Below are 19796 nucleotides of genomic sequence, written 5' to 3' on the forward strand. Positions count from 1 at the left end.
AATGGGGGAAAAGTAGCAATGAAACAATTTGCTGTTATCGGCTGTGGCCGTTTTGGAGGAAGTGTTGCAAAATCTTTGTATAAAAGCGGATTTGATGTGTTAGCGCTGGACGATGACGAATGTGTTATCCGAAATATTGCCGATGAAGTAACCCATGCGGCTACCATCGATATTGACGATGCCATCGCCCTTAAAGAAGTTGGTATCCGAAACATGGATGTCGTCATCATAGGAATTGGAAGCGACTTAAAAGCTTCTGTTATGTCCACGCTTTTAGTGAAGGAAATGGGTGTTCCTTATGTAGTTGCAAAAGCTCAGGATGAAATGCATGCAAAAGTCCTGACAAAAATCGGGGCCGACCGGGTCATCTTTCCAGAACGGGACATGGGAATCCGATTGGCCTACAACCTTACCTCAACGAATATACTGGATTTCATTGAACTTTCTCCAGACTACAGTATTTTAGAAATTGTTTCTCCTAAGATATGGCACGATAAGAGTTTAATGGAAAATAATATCCGATCCCGTTTTGGACTAAGTATTTTAGCCATCAAACGAGAAGAAGAGATTAACGTATCCCCACAGGCAGAAGAAATCATCAGAAGTAAAGATGTTTTGATTGTCGTGGGTTCCAATGAAGACCTCCGAAAAGTTCAGGAACACGAATAAAATCGTTTTACAAAAGCCTCCCAGGTCATAGGTTTAGCGTAATAGTAGCCCTGCAACATGTCGCATTGGTAAGTACAGAGCAATTCTGCCTGCTTTTTTGTTTCGACGCCTTCTGCCACCACTGTTTTATCCAATGCATGGGCTAATTTAATCATGGAGCGAACAATCGCCTGTTTGGATGCACTGTTTTCCATGTTATTAACAAAGGATTTATCAATTTTCACTTCTTGTACAGGCATCGCTTTTAGATGATTCATGGATGAAAAGCCGGTTCCAAAATCATCCAAAGAAATTCGCACCCCCATTTGGGATAATTCCTCTAAAGAAGCCAACACTTCTCCAGAATCCATCATGCTAATACTTTCGGTTACTTCCAGCTTCAAGTGATTAATGTCTGCAAAACCCAGTTCATAGTAAGATTTAAAGTCATTCAGAAAAGAAGGATGCTGCATTTGTCTGATGGAAACATTAACAGAAAGGTTTAGCGGTTCTCGTCCTTTGGATTTCCATTCATGCATCTTCTTCGATGCTTCCTCCATTACCCATCGCCCTATTTCCACAATTTGCCCGGAATCTTCGGCTACCGGGATAAATTCTGATGGTGGGATCACTCCTTTTTGTGGATGGTTCCAACGGATCAACACCTCTACGCCTTTAATCAATCCTGTTATCGCTTCAAACTGAGGCTGATATTCTAAACTAAATTCTTTTTCTTCGATGGCTTTGTAAATATCCGCTTCCAGTTCTACTCTTTTCTGAACACTTTCTTTTATTTCCTGATAAAAAAACTGATAGCGTCGGCTACCCTCTTTCTTAGCCTGATGCATGGCCGCATCCGCACAGGCAAACAAAGAGGAGGCGTCTGTCGCATCTGTTGGGTATAGGGCTACCCCTGCTGTGAAGTAAGGGTATAGGGAGACTTCTTCCATTTGAACCGGCTGATGAATTGCTTCCAAAAGATGATCAAGGTATCCTCGTAATGCTTCTTGGCTTTTTATTTTATTAATACAAAGAATAAATTCATCGCCACCCATTCTAGCCACCATGGAATCTTCCCTTTTTTCGGCAGACAGCCGATTTCCTAGTTCGATCAATAATTGATCACCGGCCGCATGGCCGTGAATATCATTGACACTTTTAAAGTCATCCAGATCCATCAATACAAAAGCAATTAGTTCTTCTGTTTTTCCGGCAGCTTCTATTTTTTCTTCTAAATATTCATGTACAGATCTCATGTTTGGAAGCCCTGTCAGCTCATCATGGTGTGCCATATGTTCAATCACGCTGATATAGTGCTGAAGCTGATCGACCTGATCGCTTAATTCTTCTTCCATCGCCCTTATTTCTTCGTAAGAAGCCTGCAACTCACTCATTTGGTTTTTAATGGCAAAATAGCGGGTACTGACGATCAGTCCAATGAGCAAAAGTCCTACAATGGCCATGATGCTTATCTGTCGCTTTCTTTGCTCTTGATAGAAATGGGGCGAATTTTTTTGCAGATACTTTTGATGGGTTGCCTCATACACACCGGTTTCTTTTAGCTCTTCTAGCCGTCCATTGATAAAGCTGACCAGTTCCGGCTTTTCTTTATTCACAGCATAATGATAGGTTCGTGGAAAAAGATTGCCTTCATAAGTAGTGATATAGCCTTGAAGCCGGTTTTGAATCAATACATGGGCAAAGGCATCTTCCTCTGCAAAAACCAAATCAATTCTTCCAGCCATCAAGGCATGCATGGCTTCTTCTAAATCTGAAAAACTGTTGTATTCCAATATCCCTAGCTCTTCAAGCAAAAGAAAGTCCGAGTAGTCTTCTCCAATTCCGATGGAATATTCCTGTAACCGATTCATTGAAAAATTCTTTATTCTATCAGTACCGAAAAAACCTTGACTCACTTGTAGGATCGGGTCCGTAAACAGCATCGTACCTTTTCGCTCTTCTGTAATGGCTAATGCACTAATCACATCTGCCTTACCTTCTGTCATGTAATCCAGTACCTTTGGCCAACTTTCTCCCCTTATCACCAGATGATAGTTCGGATCTTGAAAAATTCGCTGAATCAGTTCCACGTCAAAACCATCCATCCCTACGGCGGTTTGATAAGAGTAGGGTGGATATGCTTCGTCAGCATAATAATTAACCACATCAATGTACGCTGAAGCAACTATTGTCTGAGCTGCCAGCAACATAAGAAGAATAATCAGCGTCCATGTTTTTCTGTTCACAATAAGGGCCCCTTACGTCTGCTTCTAAAGATTTTTTCTACCAATTGTATTATCTGATTCGTTTGTGTTTTCCGAAAAATACTACGTTTTAATTATACCATGCCTTTTCCCATAAAGGCACCTTCTATCGAAGGTATCTGATTCCTTTTCTTGTTTTTCAACATTACTTAACTGAGTGACTTTATTTTGGTCTTCGGCTCTTTTTCCGACTGTTTTTATTATTTCTACGGTTGCTATTGGTACTATCCGTTCTGCCCTTATCATTGCTTCTACTTCTATTGAAAACATCCTTCTTGTTTTTTGATCCACTTTTATAATCGTTTCTACTTTTTTCATTCTTCTCTTGATGTTTTTTACCTGACTTTCCTTCAACTTTCTTCCCTTCCTGCCTTTTCTTACCTTTTTCTTTTTTTTGCTTTTCTTTGAAAGTTTCTACTTTGGGAGCCGGTTTCCCTAAAGAATTCAGTTTCATCCCTATGCCTTTTTCAATCATCCGCAATGTCTCTTGATCCCGGGGAGTTACAAAGGTAACCGCCATTCCCACTTCTCCTGCCCGTCCGGTACGACCAATTCGATGGATATAACTTTCCACATCCTGTACCATATCGTAGTTATAAATATGAGTAACTCCTTCAATATCTAATCCTCTTGCGGCTATATCCGTTGCTACCAATAGCTGAAGTTCTAGTTTTCGAAAAGATTTCATTACTTTCTCTCTTTTGGCTTGAGTTAGATCCCCATGAAGTTCTTCAGATAAATAACCCCATTCCTGTAATGCCATGTTTAAGGCATGTGCCCTTCTTTTAGTGCGGCAGAAAATAATGGCCATAAAAGGTTTTTGCTCTCCCAATACCGAACAAAGAGCTTCTTGCTTTTTTCGATCTGTTGTTTCTACCACCATCTGGCGAATCAGATCTAAGGTTACTGTCTCGCTTTTAATATGAATATGCACGGCTTCTGTCGTCACTTTTTTTGCCAGTTTTCTGACAGACTCCGGAATGGTGGCCGAAAACAGCATGGTTTGGCGTCGATATGGAGTGTGTTTAAGAATTTTTTCTACTTCTGGCAAAAATCCTAAATGAAGCATTTGATCCGCTTCATCCAATACAAGCATTTTAAGGTTACTTAATTCTAATGTTTTTCGCCCCAGATGATCCAATAACCTTCCTGGTGTTCCTACGACCAAGTGAATGTTTCCTTTCAGTTTATGTAATTGTTTTTCAACATCCTGACCACCATAAACGGCCAAGGTTCGTATATCCGTTCCTTCTGTTAATTTTTTTACTTCCTGTGTAATTTGAATCGCCAGCTCTCTTGTTGGCGTCACTATTAAAGCTTGTACCTCTTCATTCTCCAGGTCTAGCTTTTCCATAATGGGTAGTAAAAATGCCAAGGTTTTTCCGGTACCTGTCTGAGCCTGTGCAATAACATCTTTCCCTTCTAATAATGGCGGAATGGTTTTTGTCTGTACTGGCGTCGGGTCTGTTATCTGATTTTTTTCCAGTTTGTTAATCCATTGTGGCTGAATGCCTAAGGATTTGAAGTGGTATCCCATATAAAATCTCCTATTCTTTCTTAGTTTGTGTGCTTTTACTAATGGTTTTCCTTTTACATGATGAGGATTTTCTTGCGGTGGCTGTCATTGGATAAAAACTTCCCTTTTCTATTATATCAGAAGAAGTCTCTTTTGAAACTTCCTAAAAAAGACAGCTTCCGGGCTTTATTTTGCCGGAAGCTGTCCTTCCTTTCCTATCTTTTCTTTTTTCAATTTCCTTAACTTTAGTCTTATATCCTGTTCACACCCGTATTTTTTGCGGCTTGCGCTACGGCTTTAGCCACTTCCTTCACCACTCGTGAATCAAAAGCATCCGGAATGACATACTCTGGTTTTCTTTCTTCATCCGTAATAATATTGGCGATGGCTTCTGCCGAGGCGATTTTCATTTCCTCATTAATATCAGAAGCCCTGACATCCAATGCACCTCTGAAAATCCCCGGAAAGGCCAGTACATTATTGATCTGATTCGGGAAATCTGATCTTCCGGTTCCAATAATCACCGCACCGCCAGCTTCGGCTTCTTCCGGCATGATTTCCGGAATGGGGTTCGCCATGGCAAAAACAATGGCATTTTCGTTCATATCCGCAATCATTTCTCTCGTGACCATATCTGGCCCAGAAACACCAATGTATACATCCGTTCCTTTAAAGGCTTCTTTCAGACCGCCCTGCCGCTTTTCTTTATTAGTGATCTTAGCCATTTCTGCCACATAAGGGTTTTTATATTTCTGTCCTTCACAAATAATTCCTTCCCGATTCAACAAGAAAATGTCTTTTACTCCTATATGATGGAGTAGCTTAGCGATAGCTACTCCGGCGGCTCCGGCTCCTGTGATAACAAATCGACAGTCTTTGAACTTCTTTTTCACCAGTTTCAGGGCGTTAATGGTTCCTGCCAGTGTCACCACGGCGGTACCATGCTGATCATCATGAAAAACGGGTATGTTCAGGCTTTTTTTCAGTTTTTCCTCAATTTCAAAGCAACGGGGTGCTGAAATATCTTCCAGATTGATGCCACCATACACTGGTGCTATGTATTCAACGGTTTTAACAATTTCTTCTGGATCTTGAGTGTCCAAGCATACGGGAAAGGCATCCACATTGGCAAACTCCTTAAAAAGAATGGCTTTTCCTTCCATCACCGGTAAACCGGCTTCTGGTCCGATATCTCCCAATCCTAGAACAGCACTGCCATCACTTACAATAGCCACCATGTTTCCTTTAGAGGTATACTTGTAAACCAGCTCTTTCTCTTCATGAATTTTTCGACAGGGTTCAGCCACACCAGGTGTGTAGGCAAGGCTCAAATCTTCTCTGGTCTCCACCTTTACTTTAGATACTATTTCTATTTTCCCCTGGTGTTCTTCATGTAGCTTCAGACTTTTTTCATTTGTGTTCATCCTAGCATCTCCTTTATTGATGTTGTTTGGAAGCTCTGAATAGCTAATTTAATGCGCCCTAGCAGTTGGAGGAATGACAACTTTAACCGCCATTATATCACAGATTCTCTGTCTTAATCATTGTTATTTGACGCTTTCTATCCAGATATCGAAAAAAGACTGAGTGATCCCAGTCTTTTTAAAGTAACTTTTTTATGAGTCTATCTTGTTTTGCATTTGCCTACAAACTCATCAAATACATTACTAGTACCGGAAGAATCACCACTTTAACTGTCATTAATCTTACCATATGTAATAAGCTTACTTCCAGCGGATTATCCGCATGTTCATATGCGAGGATTGTCATTGGTGTCACTCCTGCAGGAGCTACTGAAATAATGCAGGAATATTGATCCCACTTTGTCAGTTTCATTAGAACGAGGTATAATCCAAAGCTGGTCAAAAACATTAGCAGCGTAAAGGCAATCATCGGAACGAAAACGGATTTCAGGTCTAACCAGGAAGCTTGGGATACATTAAGTCCTAAGGTGCTACCAACTCCTAATTGCATAAAAGTTCTAATGTTTTCATGAGGTTTACCCATCTTTGACCCTATTAAAGACATTACCATAACGGCTAAAAAAGATCCCATCAACGCTCCTGCCGGAATGGAAAGAATGACTCCCATCAACGCTCCCAGCATTCCTATCAGAAATGTCTTCATCTGTAAAAATATAGCCTCTCTACTCCTATGGCTTTTTTTTCGATCCCTGTTTTTACCAACTAGTTTCTTCAGTCTCATTATCACCAAGGTATGGTATGGATAATTAGTGGAATCTTTTGTTTTCTTTTGTAGCATTCGGATGATCACTGGAAACAGTAGCAGTGTGAGCAAAAACCTAGAAAGCTGAAACATGCTCACCATTCCCACTTCCGCTTCAACTTCTATAGCCAACATTGCTGATTCTGCTAGACCTGAAGGTGCCGTGCTCAAAAAGGCGGTCGCCGGATCAATATCAAAGTTGTAGATCAGGATACTTCCTAGTCCAAAGGTAATCACCAGCGTCCACAGAATGATCAGTAAAGATGGAATGAATAACTTTTTCATATTCCCGAGAACTTCTCGGTTTATTCCAAATCCAATGAAAGTCCCTAGTATCACTTGAAGTCCTCGAGTAACCACCGGTGCTACTGGTTCTAACGGAAATCCCAAGGCAGTGGCTACCATTACCAGAAAAAAAGGGCCCAAAAGCGCAGGTGTCGGTAACCCTAAAATGTAAAACAGGAAATAGCCAGTTATTCCCATAGTGATTAAGAACAGTACTCCACTTAGTTCCATCTCATTTCTACTCCTTATAATCATCTCTTTTCCATAACCTAGTAACACAGTCTCCGTTGAATCCCTGTAATAGAAAAATAGTACCCATTCATTTTATTAACCTACTCAATGAACCATATAAATGGTGGTCAGAAGGCAACTTGACCTTTCTTGCGATCTATGCCCTCCTGACCACTATCCATTCTTATCTTAAGTCGTTACTTTTTTGATGGTGTCAATAATCGTACCATCTCGATACTCTACCAATCCTACAATATCCTCGGTTACCATTGGTTTTCGAGGTTTTCCGGTTATTTTTTCGGCCATTTCTTTCAGATCATGAATCTCCATGACCGATAATCCACAGTCTTGGAATCGATCCTTTAAGTCTTTTCGAGCTGGGTTTACCGCCACACCATATTCTGTCACCAAAACATCGATGGATTCGCCCGGGGTTACCACCGTGGTTACTTCGTCCAGTACAATAGGTATTCTTCCCCGAAACAAAGGAGCCACTACTACGGAAAGTTTAGATCCGGCGGCTGTATCACAGTGCCCTCCAGAGGCTCCCATCATAATACCATTGGATCCTGTAATAACGTTGACGTTAAAGTTAACATCAATCTCTGTTGCGCTTAGAATCATAATATCCAGATTGTGGGCCACACACCCCTTGTTATGCGGATTTGCATAGTAAGAGGCAGACATTTCCAAATGATGAGGGTTATTTCGAATAGATTCAATGGCTTTTAAGTCGAAGCACTGAACATCTAAAAGACAATTAAACAGCCCTTCTTCCAGCATATCTACCAGGTAACCATTGATACCTCCTGAAGCAAAGCTACCCTTGATAGAATGCTCTCTCATATATTGACGCAAAAAATGTGCCACCGCCAAGGATGAACCACCCGTACCTGCCTGGAAAGAAAAGCCTTCTTTGACCAATTCCGAAGCTAGAATGGTCTGACAAGCTTTTTCAGCAATGAGTAGTTCTAAAGGATTCCGTGTAATTCTTGTGGCGCCGGAAACAATTCCCTTCGGATCTCCGATACCATCTGTTACCACTACATAGTCCACCTGTGTTTGTGGAATGCTGACAGGATGAACTGGGTGAGATACCAAATGATCTGTCACTACGATGGTTTTCTGGGCGAAAGCGGCATCAGCCATGGCATAGCCTAAGGATCCACATGCGTTAGGTCCTTCCACTCCATTGACATTACCATGTGGATCAGATGCTGGCGCTCCAATAATAGCAATGTCAATTTTCGAATCACCTGATTCAATAGACCTGGGTCGTCCGCCATGAGATCGAATCATCACCGGTGTTGGCAAGATCCCTTCGGCAGAAATCTGGCGAGCCAGTTCCCCTCGAAGACCACTGGTTCGAATACCAGTGATAACACCTTTTCGAATATGTGCAATCAAATGGTCGTGGATACTTTGCATAGAACTGGGTGAAATGGTAATATCTCTGATACCCATCTCAGCCACCTGATCCATGACCATGTTCATCAAATGATCCCCATTTCTAAAATGATGATGAAATGATAAAACCATGCCGTCAGCTAACCCTGATTTTTCCAATGCTTCTCTAATCGATTTTACCAGTTTTACATCTCCCGGACGATGGCTTGAAGCCGGTAATGAAGCATTTGTCTTTTGGGTTGTATGAGCAAAAGCACCGGCAAAGGGTGTTAATTTCCCGATTCCATCGATATAGGACGGTACTTCTCTCCCAATTGAATTTTTTACTAAAGGATGCATCTTAGTCACCTCTTCCTTCCATACCGCTGGCCATTGCCAGTTCCATAATTCTTTTCGCCCTGATCAGAACTGGTTCATCTACCATTTTTCCATCTACTACAATAACACCAGCGCCTCGTTCTTCTGCTTCCTCCATTGCATCAATGATTTTTTTAGCTTGATACACTTCTTCCTTACCAGGAGAAAAGACTTTATGAACTACATTGATCTGACTTGGATGAATCAGCGATTTCCCACAAAAACCCAGCTGTTTCGCCATTTTTAATTCTTTTTCAAATGCTTCCGAATCCTCCAGATCTGCAAAAACTGTATCGATAGCATCAATCCCCGCTGCCATCGCCGCCATCACCACATGCGAGCGAGCCCAATAAAGTTCTTCTCCTGTTTTGCTTCGTTCTGTAGCCATACTCCGTGTAAAGTCTTCTGCACCAAAGGAGATTCCTACCAACCGATCACTGGAACCGGCAATTGCCGGTGCATTAAGTACTCCTTTTGCCGTTTCGATGGCTCCAAGTATTTTCAAGCTTCTTGACTCTAACCCTATCTCTTTTTCCAGTTCTGTCAACAACATGTCCATTCGTTCAATATCTTCCGGCGATTCTGTCATAGGCAGTCGATAATTCTTCAACCCAGCATGGGCTAAAGCTCTCACATCCATTTCTCCATAAGGTGTGTACAATGGATTAATTCGCGAAAAAATCTCACATTTTCCAAAGTCGATTGACTTAATGGCCTCTACCAGCAGGTCTCTTGCACTATCTTTTTCTCTAACTGGTATTGCATCTTCAAGATCAAAAATAATGCAGTCAGGAGAAAAAACAGAGGCTTGAAATATCATTCCCGGATTGTTAGCCGGAACAAACATCATAGATCTTCTAAGTTTTCTCACGAAACCTCCCTCCTTTGTGCCCGATTTACGGCCGTAATAATTCTCGCACGAATTGCATAGTCTAAAGCACCTTTGTCTACAATTTTAATCAACCCATGCTTCACACCAAGTTCTTCAAGAGTCTCTCTTGCTGTTTTTTCAATTAATTTTCCAAACTGATGGATAACATTGCTCTCAAGATCTATATTCAAGGGGCCTTCTGTCCGGAGTTCTACGGTGACCATTACATCATTGGACTCAAGGGTACCGGCAATTCCCGTTGTGATCTTATCCATGCTATTCCTCCTCTCACAAAGTAAAAATCTACCTTTAATGATTAATGCCTCTACCATTCTAATCGTATTATTCGGAATCACTTCATCATTTAATCGAATGCGCGAACCTGCTTATTCACTATGGCATTGATAAGAATCCTTATGGTTGATTTCTATAGTAATTAATAAGACAGCCCGCCACTATAATTTCTTTTTCCTCCTTCGATAAATCGCCTAAGCTTACTTTGAATGTCGCAACTTGCTCTCCGATCACATAGGCTTCAATCTCTGGAGTACCCTCAAGTACTGCTTTTCTAATTCCTGGAATGTATAGATAGTCTCCTTTATCAAAAGGAGGTTCTCCTTTTATTTCAAAAGGTAAAATTCCCCAGTTAATTAAATTTGAACGATACCGCTTTGTTGCATACTGATTGGCAAAGTTTGCCCAGGTACCTAGTACCTTTTGGCATGACGCTGCTTGTTCCCGAGCCGAACCATCTCCGGGGCTAATGGCAAACACAGAGCTTCCTATGCCCATAGAGGATAATTTGTCCCCTCTGTCCGCATCTATTTTGCTTATTTTATCATAAATTGTTTTCAAATCCTGATTGCCATCTCTTGGGTCTTCTCCCTTTTCTCTCCTAAGTTCAAGCTGATGAATCTCTTTTGCTTTGGACACATACTCCGGATCTTTTCTGCTCAGAGTAAACTCAGCCAGTTTTATTGGGTTCGAACGATAAGAGGAAGTCTCGCCGGATGGTATTAACTCATCTGTAGTTGTAACTGGATCTTTAATATAGCTTACCACTTTCAACAATATGTCCTCTGTCAATGCTGGCATTTCAGGCCAGTTTTTAATATTAGGACCAAAGATCAGTTCTGTCTCTTCCTTGGGTTTTCCAATGCCGTCGTATACTCGTTTATCGTAAATAGTTTTATCAAAATAGTAGATTGGCTTTGAGTATTCTACGTCTATCTCTGTTGCTGAGGTTAGCTTGCCATGGTTAATGGCCGTTGCTGCAATAGATCGTGCATCCATTAAGGCAACATAGGATATCTGTCCATCACTTGGTTTTGATCCTTCCCTGTTAGGGAAATTCCGAGTGGTATGCCTTATGGACAATTCATTATTGGCCGGAGTATCTCCTGCACCAAAGCAGGGCCCACAAAATGCTTCACGAATCAACGCTCCGGCACTCATGATTTTGACGATGGCACCGTTTTTCACCAATTCCATATAAGCTGGCTGGCTTCCCGGATAGATACTCATCGAAAAACTTGAATTGCCAATAGATTTTCCTTCCATAATGTCCGCCACTTCCACAATATTATCAAAGGTACCTCCGGAACAACCTGCCACGATTCCCTGGTCAACGTAAATATCTTTGCCGTGCAGTTTTGATTTAAGATCTATTTTCAGATCTGAGCTGTCAAAAAGTTCCAGTCCTTCCTTTTCTACCTTGTTAAGAATATCTGCTGCATTCTCACGAAGTTCCCGGATGCTGTAGGTGTTGCTTGGATGAAAAGGCATCGCAATCATTGGTTCAATCTTATCAAGATCCACATAAACCAGGCCATCATAATAGGCTACTGATCCCGGCTCCATTTTTTTGTAGTCTTCTGGACGTCCATGAATCATCAGATAGTCTTTAACCTGGTCATCTGTACACCATATGGAACTCCAGCAGGTTGTTTCTGTCGTCATCACATCGATTCCATTCCGGTATTCCACGGGGAGATTTTGAATTCCCGGTCCCACAAACTCCATCACTTTGTTTTTAACATAACCATCGGCATAAACAGCACCTATAATGGACAGAGCAACGTCTTGTGGTCCAACGCCTGGTTTTGGTTTTCCGTATAAATACACGGCTACCACACCAGGATAAGTAATATCATAGGTTTTTCCAACCAACTGCTTCGCCAGTTCGCCTCCACCCTCACCAACAGCTAAAGTACCAAGGGCTCCATAACGGGTGTGGCTGTCAGAACCGAGAATCATTTTTCCACAACCGGCCATCATTTCACGATTATAGGAGTGAATTACGCCTAAGTTGGTGGGAAGGTAGACGCCTCCGTATTTTTGAGCTGCCGATAAAGCAAATTTATGGTCATCTTCATTAATGGTGCCTCCAACGGCACATAATGAATTGTGGCAATTCGTTAAGATATATGGGAGCGGGAAGTTTTTCATGCCACTTGCCCGTGCCGTCTGGATAATTCCAACATACGTGATGTCATGAGAGGTCATGGAATCAAATTTCAATTTCAAACTGGTCATGTCTTCCGAGGTATTATGTGTTTCAAGAAGATGATAGGTAATTGTTTTTTTTCTGGCTGTTGCTTCCGCCACTTCATCACCAGTTAATTGCTGAAGTTTTTGAGGTGCGTTTTCATCATTTTCTACCATCTCTGTACCGTTTACCAGGTAAACTCCGTTGCGATACTTTTTAACCATTTTAGCTCCTCCTCAATGACGATCTCACAACTCTAGAACAGAATTCACGACACTGTTTTATCTTTCCCCTACAGAAATATTAAGCTCCTTCTTCAAACCTTTGATTTTTTGCTTCTCTTATTTTTTTCATTACAAAAGGTGCGATCGAAAGAATTACAATACTAATCAGTAAAGCTAAACTTATGGGTCGGGTGAAAAACACGGTATAGTCTCCACCGTAACGAATTGCCGTTCTGATAAAGTGAGCATCTGCCATAGGACCAAGGACAATACCCAGCACTACAGCAATCGCCGGATAATCGTATTTTTTCATAATCCATCCTAAGAAGCCAAATACAAACATAATCCGTGCATCAAACATGCTGTTGGACAAAGCAAAAGAACCTACGATACACAAGATAGCAATGGATGGTGTCAGTATTTTGGTTGATACATTCAGTACTCCTGTTAATGTATAGGAAAAGAAAATTCCCCCAATGTACATCACAATCTGACTTAAAAACAAAGCAATGATAATAGCATATACAAATTCCATCTGATTCATAAATAATCTTGGACCTGGTTGAAGCCCATGAAGCATTAGAGCTCCTAGCATCATTGCGGTTGTTCCACCACCAGGGATTCCCAATGCCAACATGGTAATCATTGCACCACCAGTAGAAGCATTGTTAGACGATTCTGCGGCAATAACCCCATCTGGATTTCCTTTTCCAAAGCTATCTGGCTCTTTAGAGGATAGCTTTGCCTGATTATAACTTATAAAGCTGGCAATAGTTGCACCTGCCGCTGGTACAGCTCCAATAAAGGTACCTATTCCGCTTGAGCGAAGTAAGTTAATCGGTGATTTCAAGCATTTCACTGTGCCTAAGAACATCTCTTTATAGCTTCTTTCAACTTTTTCAGAATCGCTAGTTACGTATTCCTTATTGATCATGCTGTATAATTCTGTAAACGCTAAAAACCCTATAATAGCAGGCATTTGTGAAACTCCATCCAAGAGGTTTGTAAACCCAAAAGTAGCTCTAACCGCTCCTGTTGGTGAAATTCCTACAGCGGATATTAACACACCAAAAAGTCCGGCTAGAATGGCTTTTGCAAAACTTCCTTGTTTCATACTAGCAATAATGGTTAAGCCTAAGACGGCTAACAAAAACATTTCCGGCGCTCCAAAACGAATAGCAAATCCTGCAATAGGATACATAGCTACTAAAAGCAGTGCGTAGCTTATGACTCCTCCCACTACTGATGAACCAATGGCAAGACCCAATGCTTCGCTGGATTTTCCTTGCTTTGTCATTTCATACCCATCAAAAGCAGTGGCTACTGCTCCAGGTGTTCCTGGTGCATTTAACAAAATAGCCGCAATCGAACCTCCATAGGTTGAACCAGCATAGTTAGATGCAAGAAAAACCATTGCTGTCAACGCATCCATTGTATATGTCACTGGTAAAAGAATTGCAATTGCCATCGCCGAGGAAAATCCCGGGATAGCTCCAGCAATAATTCCAAAGAAAACTCCAAAAGTGATAATAAGAGCAATTTCTAAGCTCATAAGTTGGGATGCCCCACCTAAAAAAGCTGACCATTCAATCATACGCTAGACCCTCCTCAAGTTTCAGTTTTTTCATAGTCACATCGTTACATAATTCCACTTAAAATCCCCTTTGGAAGTGGCACCCTTAACCACATCTGGAAAAGCAAGAAAAGAAACAGAATAAGTCCGACAGGTACACCAACTAATAGCTTGTAATTCCTTATTCCCAACAGGTACATCATAATGATTAAATAGCCTCCAAAAGTAATCACATATCCCAGTGTCATAATGACGCTGACAGCGATGGTTGTCAGCACCACAAAAATGATAATATTCTTATTTTCTTTTTTGAGTATCAAGTCTTTGAAATTAATCTTGCTTTTAAGTTCCGTTTTTTCTTCACTGGTAATTTTAATTTCTCTAATGATCATATACAGCGACAGGCCTACGACACCTGCGAGAATAAATCGAACTAACAGCATAGAATCCGTGCCCATTAGCCTCATGACTTCACGCAGATACATAAAAGAAAACATCAACATAATGCCAGGAAGAATCAGTTCTCCTTTGGACTTAATATAGATATAGTACTTCCCTATTTTCATATGTGCCTCCTTTTTCCCGGTAAACTATCGAAGAACGTCACCAACACAATTTTCGACTTCTAATTGTTTTTCTATGGTGACGTTCTTCTTTCTACAAAGGGGGATAATTTATTCAATCATTTTTATTGCTTATCTAATATAAATGCTCAAACTGAGACAATGTTCGATGAGTCGATTCGGCTATTCTATTAGCCTCCTCCGGGCCAATCCATTGAGAAATAGGCATTTGACCATTATCTACCATTTCCTGAATATGATCTTCATGATTGAAAGCCGCTTCATAAGCTGTTAATAGTATTTCATATCGATCCGGATGAGTCTCTTTAAAGGTTGTTGTAACAGCAATTCCTCTGCAGGATGCCAGACCCATAGCTGTTTCAATGATTTCTTCGTCATCAAAAATTTCATCAAAGCTTGGTGCATCTGGCCAGATAGAACTTCTTTCATTCCATCCAACTCCAAGGGATTTTGACTGATCAATCAGTTGAGCGCTTGGTGCTACATTAGTAAAGGCAACGTCAACATGTCCTCCCAGAAATGCGGTTCTAACATCTCCGCCGCCATCATAAGGCACCATGATTGGCTCAATTCCCAGTTTGTCAATGAGGTATTCCATAAATATATGACCTCCACCCATTTGAGCAACACCAATGGATACTTCACCTGGATTTTCTGCAATATAGTCAATTAATTCTGCCAAGTCATCCCAAGGTGCATCTTCCGCAACATTGACCGCTACAGGATCAATATGATGGAAGTTTAACCAATGGATATCATCGATGGCGTATTCAGCACCCTGCCCAATAATGGTGTTGCTGGCATGAGGTTGAGTGGCAAAAAGAACAGAGTATCCTTCATCGCCATCTCCTGATCGCAATAAATGAGTGATTCCAATTTGTGTCCCAGCGCCTTCTCTATTTTCAACCAGCACGTTAACGCCCAGTTCATCCGCTAAAAATGGTGCAACTACCCTTGCTGCCAAGTCTGTTCCGCCACCCGCTGAAAAAGGTACCGCCAGTTCAATGTTTCTTGTTGGATATCCGTTTCCTCCGGATGCTTCCTGCCCATTCTCTGTTTGTGAACCTGCATCTACAGCTTCCTCTTGTGATCCACAACCAGTAAAAGTCATACTAACTATTAAAACAGCCACCAGAATCATTATCCTACTCCACTTTTTCGTCTTAAACATTGTAACCCTCCTCATTAATTTTTCTTCATTAGTTTTATTGATTCTTTTATCTAATGCCCGGCTTCTTCCTCGCTCCTTATCCCCTCCTCTTCCTATCTTCAAATCAACTTGTACATAGTTTCTTTAGTTTATTTGATTTTTTTGTTTCACATAGTTTAAACGTCCACCGGCAATTAAAAGTTCTGCTTCCCTATCCGATATGTCCAGCACAGTTTCAATGATAAGGTTTTGAGTGTTGTTACGGATGCTTATTTTTTTATTTTTAATTTGATTAATTATTTGCACCACTTCCAGCTCATCATCCCTGGCAATATATTCATAGTCTTTCTTGTCCCGGAATATCAGGGGCAGAATGCCAAAGTTGATTAAATTAGCTTTATGAATTCTTGCAATAGACTTAGCAAGGATTGCTTTTACACCAAGATACATAGGGGCAATAGCCGCATGTTCTCTACTGGATCCTTGTCCATAGTTTTCTCCCCCTACAATAATGCTTTTCTTGTATTGTTGGGTTCTTTCCACAAAATTCGGATCAATTCTGCCAAAAGTGATCTTCGATATCTCTGGCACATTAGATCTAAGAGATGAAAAGATTGAACCAGCCGGAATAATGTCATCGGTTGTCATATTGTCTCCTAATTTTGATACCACATGAGCTTTCAGGGTTTCTGTTATCCCTTCGTTAATAGGCAATGGTTTTATATTAGGACCTCTTAATATCTCAACTTCATCTGTGTGCTTATTTTTAGGTTTTATTACCTGACTATCATCTACCAGGTATTTTGTCGGCTCCACAAAGGCTGCCAGTTCTCTGCTGTTAAATACTCTTCTCGGATCTTCAATATACCCCGTTAATGCCGCAGCTGCTGCCACTTCCGGACTTGCCAAATATACATGAGCATCCATTGTGCCACTTCTGCCTTTGAAATTTCGGTTGGATGTCCTTACAGAAACACCACCACTGTTTGGGGCTTGTCCTATGCCAACACAGGCACCACAGCCAGGTTCCATAATTCTCGCTCCTGATGTTACTAAGCTTTGAATCACACCGTCACGGATCAACTCCTGAAATGTTTGGCGAGTACCGGCTGATAGAATAAAACTAACATCAGGATGTACTGTTTTATCCCTAAGCATAACCGCCGCTTTTTTAATATCTGAGTAGGAGGCATTTGTACAGCTCCCTATATATACCTGATCCACTTTCACATGAGAACACTCTTTTACAGGAACTACATTGTCCGGCATGTCCGGCTTTGCAATCATTGGTTCCAGTTCATTCAGGTCAATCTCTATCACTTCATCATAGACCGCATTCTCATCCGGCAGGATTTCTGTCCAGTCTTCTTCTCTTCCTTGTGCTTTCAAAAATTTTCTTGTCATTTCATCACTTGGGAAAATGGATGTTGTTGCTCCCAGTTCAGCTCCCATGTTCGTAATCGTTGCCCGGTCCGGAACCCTTAACGACTTAATACCCTCGCCAGTATATTCCATTATTTTGCCCAAGCCGCCTTTCACAGACAGACGCCTCAAAAGCTCAAGAATAATATCTTTAGGCGCAACGCCCGGTTTCAACTCACCCGTTAGAACTACATTTGTGATGAAGGGCATTGTAAGGTGAAAAGCTTCGCCAGCCATAGCCATCGCCACATCCATCCCACCAGCACCAATCGCAAGAACTCCAAGTCCTCCTGTGGTTGTCGTATGGCTATCAGATCCTATCAGGGTTTTTCCAGGTACTGCATACCGTTGGTAATGAACGGAGTGGCATATTCCATTTCCTGCTTTTGAATAATGAACACCAAATTTTTCTGCTGTAGATTTCAAAAATAAATGGTCATCCATGTTTTTATAGTCCACCTGAAGTAAATTATGATCGACATAGCTTATCGAAAATTCAGTCTTCACTTTTGGTATCTTCATCGATTCAAAGGCAAGGTATGCCAGTGTTCCTGTCACGTCGTGAGTGAGGGTCTGATCCATTTTAATGCCTATCTCGCTGCCTTTTGTCATTTTTCCATCCACTAGGTGAGTTTTAATTATTTTTTCTGCAACCGTCTTTCCCATAAAAACCACTCCTCATTGAGTAACCAAAGTATCTTACTGCAGAATACCTTTATTCCCTCATATTCACGCAAGGTTTGTCTTTTTTTCCCAGTTCATCTATACCGATTCATCTTCGTATCCCAATTGCTTCATTTTTTCCGAAATATTGTCAGATATATATTTTCCTTTTATAATTTCCTGACGTATTTTTTCTACCATTTCCTGCTTTTTCTTAGCGTTTTCAAGAATTTTATCAACATCATCTGCCGGCAATATTACCACGCCATTTTCGTCACCAACAACAATATCACCTGGATGAACATTCATACCTCCACATACAATAGGGATATTTATTTCACCCGGACTGTTTTTTGTGCTGGAACTACAAACTATATTTTTGCAATAAATCTGAACACCTATTTCCCTACAAGCACTGACATCTCTTATGGAGCCGTCAATAATAATTCCTTCAATGTTTTTTTGCTTTGCTATCAGGCTTTTCAAGTCGCCCCATACCGCATTCATATCAGTTCCAAAAGCATCAATCACAATGATATCTCCCGCCTGAGCAATATCGATGGCTTTAGAAACTAACAAGCTGTCTCCTAGGGTTAGCTTAAGCGTAATCGCAGGTCCAACAATACTTTTTTCCTGGATCACAGGCTTGAGGTCACTCGATAAAGCTATTCGACTGCCTGCTCCATCCGCCAGCAAAGTGGTATCATACTGCTTAATCTTTTCTATTGTGTTCTGATCTAATCGATTGATTTTTGTTCTCACACGATATCCGATTCTATCCTTGCTCACTTTTTTCACCCCTTGTAGGATTCTAAGGTGTCCCCTTCTTCTAATGAATCATGCTTCCAGGCCTTGGTAGATATCCTCGTTGATCGCTTTCTGGATCATCATTTTTCAGTTTCAGTTCAGTATACTGTATACAATCCACAGCAAAGATTGATGGTTTTTCACCACCCGCCTTCCTTTATCTACTCTAAGACCACATCTAAGTATGCTTTTTGAGCGTTGTTCAAATGATTTATCACAGCATTTCTAGCTTCTTCTTTATCTTTTTTTGAGATTGCTTCGATGATTTCATCATGCTCTTCAATAGCTTCTTTTCTTCTATTGATTTGACCTCTATTCGCTAATCGAAATCTTTCTAAATAATCTAAGTGTATGTCTATAAGCCGTATCAATCTTGGTTTTCTACTGGTTTCTATCAGCAGTTGATTAAATTCTTTCAACACTTTATTAAACAATTCTGTTTCTCCTGCTTCTGCATGCTTTTTAGATCTATTGGATAACTCTCTGAGGTTCTCTAATTCCTCCGACGTAATATTATCTACGGAATACTCAACCGCCAACACTTCTATGGCCTTTCTTATGGAGTAAATCTCAATGATATCTTCTCTACTGATTCCCTTTACAATAGCTCCTCTTCGAGGTTTATACTCCAGTAATCCCTCCGCTTCTAATTTCTTTATCGCTTCTCTTACCGGCGTTCTGCTGACATTCATTTCTTCAGCAATATTACTCTCTATCAATCGATCTCCATTCTTAAGATCCTGACTGAAGATCATATTTCTTAAATTACTATAAACGATATCGCTTACGGACTGTATATTTTCTACTTTGTAAGTTGTATTCATCATTAACACCTCTATTTTGAATGATAATATCTTAACATTGTTACCTTCATTTTATGCAAACGGTTTCTTGTTTATTGTATACAGTATACTTCCTTCTGCTAGATCTTGTCAATAAAATTTCGAAATTAACAAAAAATTTATCCGGATAATCCTTTTCAACCGCCGTTGCTATTTTCTTTCGTCTATTTTATAATGTATTCTGTATATTGTATACAGAAAATCCTTTCTATTTCCTCGGTGTCGTTTCACTTTCTAA

15 protein-coding genes are annotated in these 19796 nt (G+C 40.7%); 1 reads left to right on the top strand and 14 read right to left on the bottom strand.

The window, feature by feature from the left end; all coding sequences use genetic code 11:
• Positions 1 to 18 precede the first annotated feature (18 nt).
• Positions 19 to 669, top strand: coding sequence for a potassium channel family protein (locus tag BLV55_RS11810; protein WP_093314747.1), 651 nt, complete (start codon positions 19 to 21; stop codon positions 667 to 669).
• Here BLV55_RS11810 and BLV55_RS11815 read toward each other — a convergent pair.
• From BLV55_RS11815 to BLV55_RS11880, 14 genes are all read right to left on the bottom strand, one after another.
• The gene (locus BLV55_RS11815; RefSeq protein ID WP_093314689.1) at positions 654 to 2894 is read right to left on the bottom strand and encodes an EAL domain-containing protein; all 2241 of its coding nucleotides are present in this window, start codon (positions 2892 to 2894) and stop codon (positions 654 to 656) included. The genes BLV55_RS11810 and BLV55_RS11815 overlap by 16 nt on opposite strands.
• Positions 2895 to 3075: 181 nt before the next feature.
• On the bottom strand, positions 3076 to 4449 hold the full coding sequence (locus tag BLV55_RS11820; RefSeq protein WP_093314691.1) for a DEAD/DEAH box helicase: 1374 nt from the start codon (positions 4447 to 4449) through the stop codon (positions 3076 to 3078).
• Between the two features lie 230 nt (positions 4450 to 4679).
• Positions 4680 to 5852 carry an NAD(P)-dependent malic enzyme gene (locus BLV55_RS11825; protein ID WP_093314693.1) on the bottom strand — a complete coding sequence of 391 codons (1173 nt, stop codon included), beginning with the start codon at positions 5850 to 5852 and terminating at the stop codon, positions 4680 to 4682.
• Between the two features lie 220 nt (positions 5853 to 6072).
• Complete coding sequence (locus tag BLV55_RS11830) at positions 6073 to 7170, bottom strand: AbrB family transcriptional regulator (protein ID WP_176968398.1); 1098 nt, start codon at positions 7168 to 7170, stop codon at positions 6073 to 6075.
• A gap of 189 nt (positions 7171 to 7359) precedes the next feature.
• Positions 7360 to 8916: a citrate lyase subunit alpha gene (gene citF / locus BLV55_RS11835; RefSeq protein WP_093314697.1), complete on the bottom strand. Its 1557-nt coding sequence runs from the start codon at positions 8914 to 8916 to the stop codon at positions 7360 to 7362.
• A 1-nt stretch (position 8917) separates the two neighbouring features.
• Positions 8918 to 9805 (bottom strand): HpcH/HpaI aldolase/citrate lyase family protein, encoded by an 888-nt coding sequence (locus BLV55_RS11840; protein ID WP_207646073.1) that lies wholly within the window; start codon positions 9803 to 9805, stop codon positions 8918 to 8920.
• The gene (gene citD / locus BLV55_RS11845; protein WP_093314699.1) at positions 9802 to 10080 is read right to left on the bottom strand and encodes a citrate lyase acyl carrier protein; all 279 of its coding nucleotides are present in this window, start codon (positions 10078 to 10080) and stop codon (positions 9802 to 9804) included. Before citD ends, BLV55_RS11840 begins: the two co-directional genes overlap by 4 nt.
• A 139-nt stretch (positions 10081 to 10219) precedes the next feature.
• Complete coding sequence (locus tag BLV55_RS11850) at positions 10220 to 12517, bottom strand: hydratase (protein WP_093314701.1); 2298 nt, start codon at positions 12515 to 12517, stop codon at positions 10220 to 10222.
• A 79-nt stretch (positions 12518 to 12596) separates the two neighbouring features.
• Complete coding sequence (locus tag BLV55_RS11855; protein WP_093314703.1) at positions 12597 to 14111, bottom strand: tripartite tricarboxylate transporter permease; 1515 nt, start codon at positions 14109 to 14111, stop codon at positions 12597 to 12599.
• Between the two features lie 44 nt (positions 14112 to 14155).
• Entirely contained in the window at positions 14156 to 14656 is a 501-nt protein-coding gene (locus tag BLV55_RS11860) for a tripartite tricarboxylate transporter TctB family protein (RefSeq protein WP_093314705.1), read from the bottom strand.
• Between the two features lie 133 nt (positions 14657 to 14789).
• On the bottom strand, positions 14790 to 15845 hold the full coding sequence (locus BLV55_RS11865; RefSeq protein WP_176968399.1) for a tripartite tricarboxylate transporter substrate binding protein: 1056 nt from the start codon (positions 15843 to 15845) through the stop codon (positions 14790 to 14792).
• A gap of 123 nt (positions 15846 to 15968) precedes the next feature.
• A complete protein-coding gene (locus tag BLV55_RS11870; RefSeq protein ID WP_093314709.1) occupies positions 15969 to 17912 on the bottom strand; it encodes an aconitate hydratase in 1944 nt (647 codons plus the stop codon).
• A gap of 96 nt (positions 17913 to 18008) precedes the next feature.
• The gene (locus tag BLV55_RS11875) at positions 18009 to 18698 is read right to left on the bottom strand and encodes an RraA family protein (protein WP_176968400.1); all 690 of its coding nucleotides are present in this window, start codon (positions 18696 to 18698) and stop codon (positions 18009 to 18011) included.
• A 179-nt stretch (positions 18699 to 18877) separates the two neighbouring features.
• Entirely contained in the window at positions 18878 to 19540 is a 663-nt protein-coding gene (locus BLV55_RS11880; protein ID WP_176968401.1) for a GntR family transcriptional regulator, read from the bottom strand.
• Positions 19541 to 19796: the final 256 nt, after the last annotated feature.

It is taken from the genome of Tindallia californiensis (assembly GCF_900107405.1).
GTDB lineage: Bacteria > Bacillota > Clostridia > Peptostreptococcales > Tindalliaceae > Tindallia > Tindallia californiensis.

What these genes read in the sequence shown, in the direction of transcription:
- BLV55_RS11865 (WP_176968399.1), bottom strand. Translation starts at nt 15,845, where the DNA reads ATGTTTAAGACGAAAAAGTGGAGTAGGATAATGATTCTGGTGGCTGTT.
- BLV55_RS11810 (WP_093314747.1), top strand. Translation starts at nt 19, where the DNA reads ATGAAACAATTTGCTGTTATCGGCTGTGGCCGTTTTGGAGGAAGTGTT.
- BLV55_RS11820 (WP_093314691.1), bottom strand. Translation starts at nt 4,449, where the DNA reads ATGGGATACCACTTCAAATCCTTAGGCATTCAGCCACAATGGATTAAC.
- BLV55_RS11825 (WP_093314693.1), bottom strand. Translation starts at nt 5,852, where the DNA reads ATGAACACAAATGAAAAAAGTCTGAAGCTACATGAAGAACACCAGGGG.
- citD (WP_093314699.1), bottom strand. Translation starts at nt 10,080, where the DNA reads ATGGATAAGATCACAACGGGAATTGCCGGTACCCTTGAGTCCAATGAT.
- BLV55_RS11880 (WP_176968401.1), bottom strand. Translation starts at nt 19,540, where the DNA reads ATGAATACAACTTACAAAGTAGAAAATATACAGTCCGTAAGCGATATC.
- BLV55_RS11870 (WP_093314709.1), bottom strand. Translation starts at nt 17,912, where the DNA reads ATGGGAAAGACGGTTGCAGAAAAAATAATTAAAACTCACCTAGTGGAT.
- BLV55_RS11855 (WP_093314703.1), bottom strand. Translation starts at nt 14,111, where the DNA reads ATGATTGAATGGTCAGCTTTTTTAGGTGGGGCATCCCAACTTATGAGC.
- BLV55_RS11850 (WP_093314701.1), bottom strand. Translation starts at nt 12,517, where the DNA reads ATGGTTAAAAAGTATCGCAACGGAGTTTACCTGGTAAACGGTACAGAG.
- BLV55_RS11860 (WP_093314705.1), bottom strand. Translation starts at nt 14,656, where the DNA reads ATGAAAATAGGGAAGTACTATATCTATATTAAGTCCAAAGGAGAACTG.
- BLV55_RS11830 (WP_176968398.1), bottom strand. Translation starts at nt 7,170, where the DNA reads ATGGAACTAAGTGGAGTACTGTTCTTAATCACTATGGGAATAACTGGC.
- citF (WP_093314697.1), bottom strand. Translation starts at nt 8,916, where the DNA reads ATGCATCCTTTAGTAAAAAATTCAATTGGGAGAGAAGTACCGTCCTAT.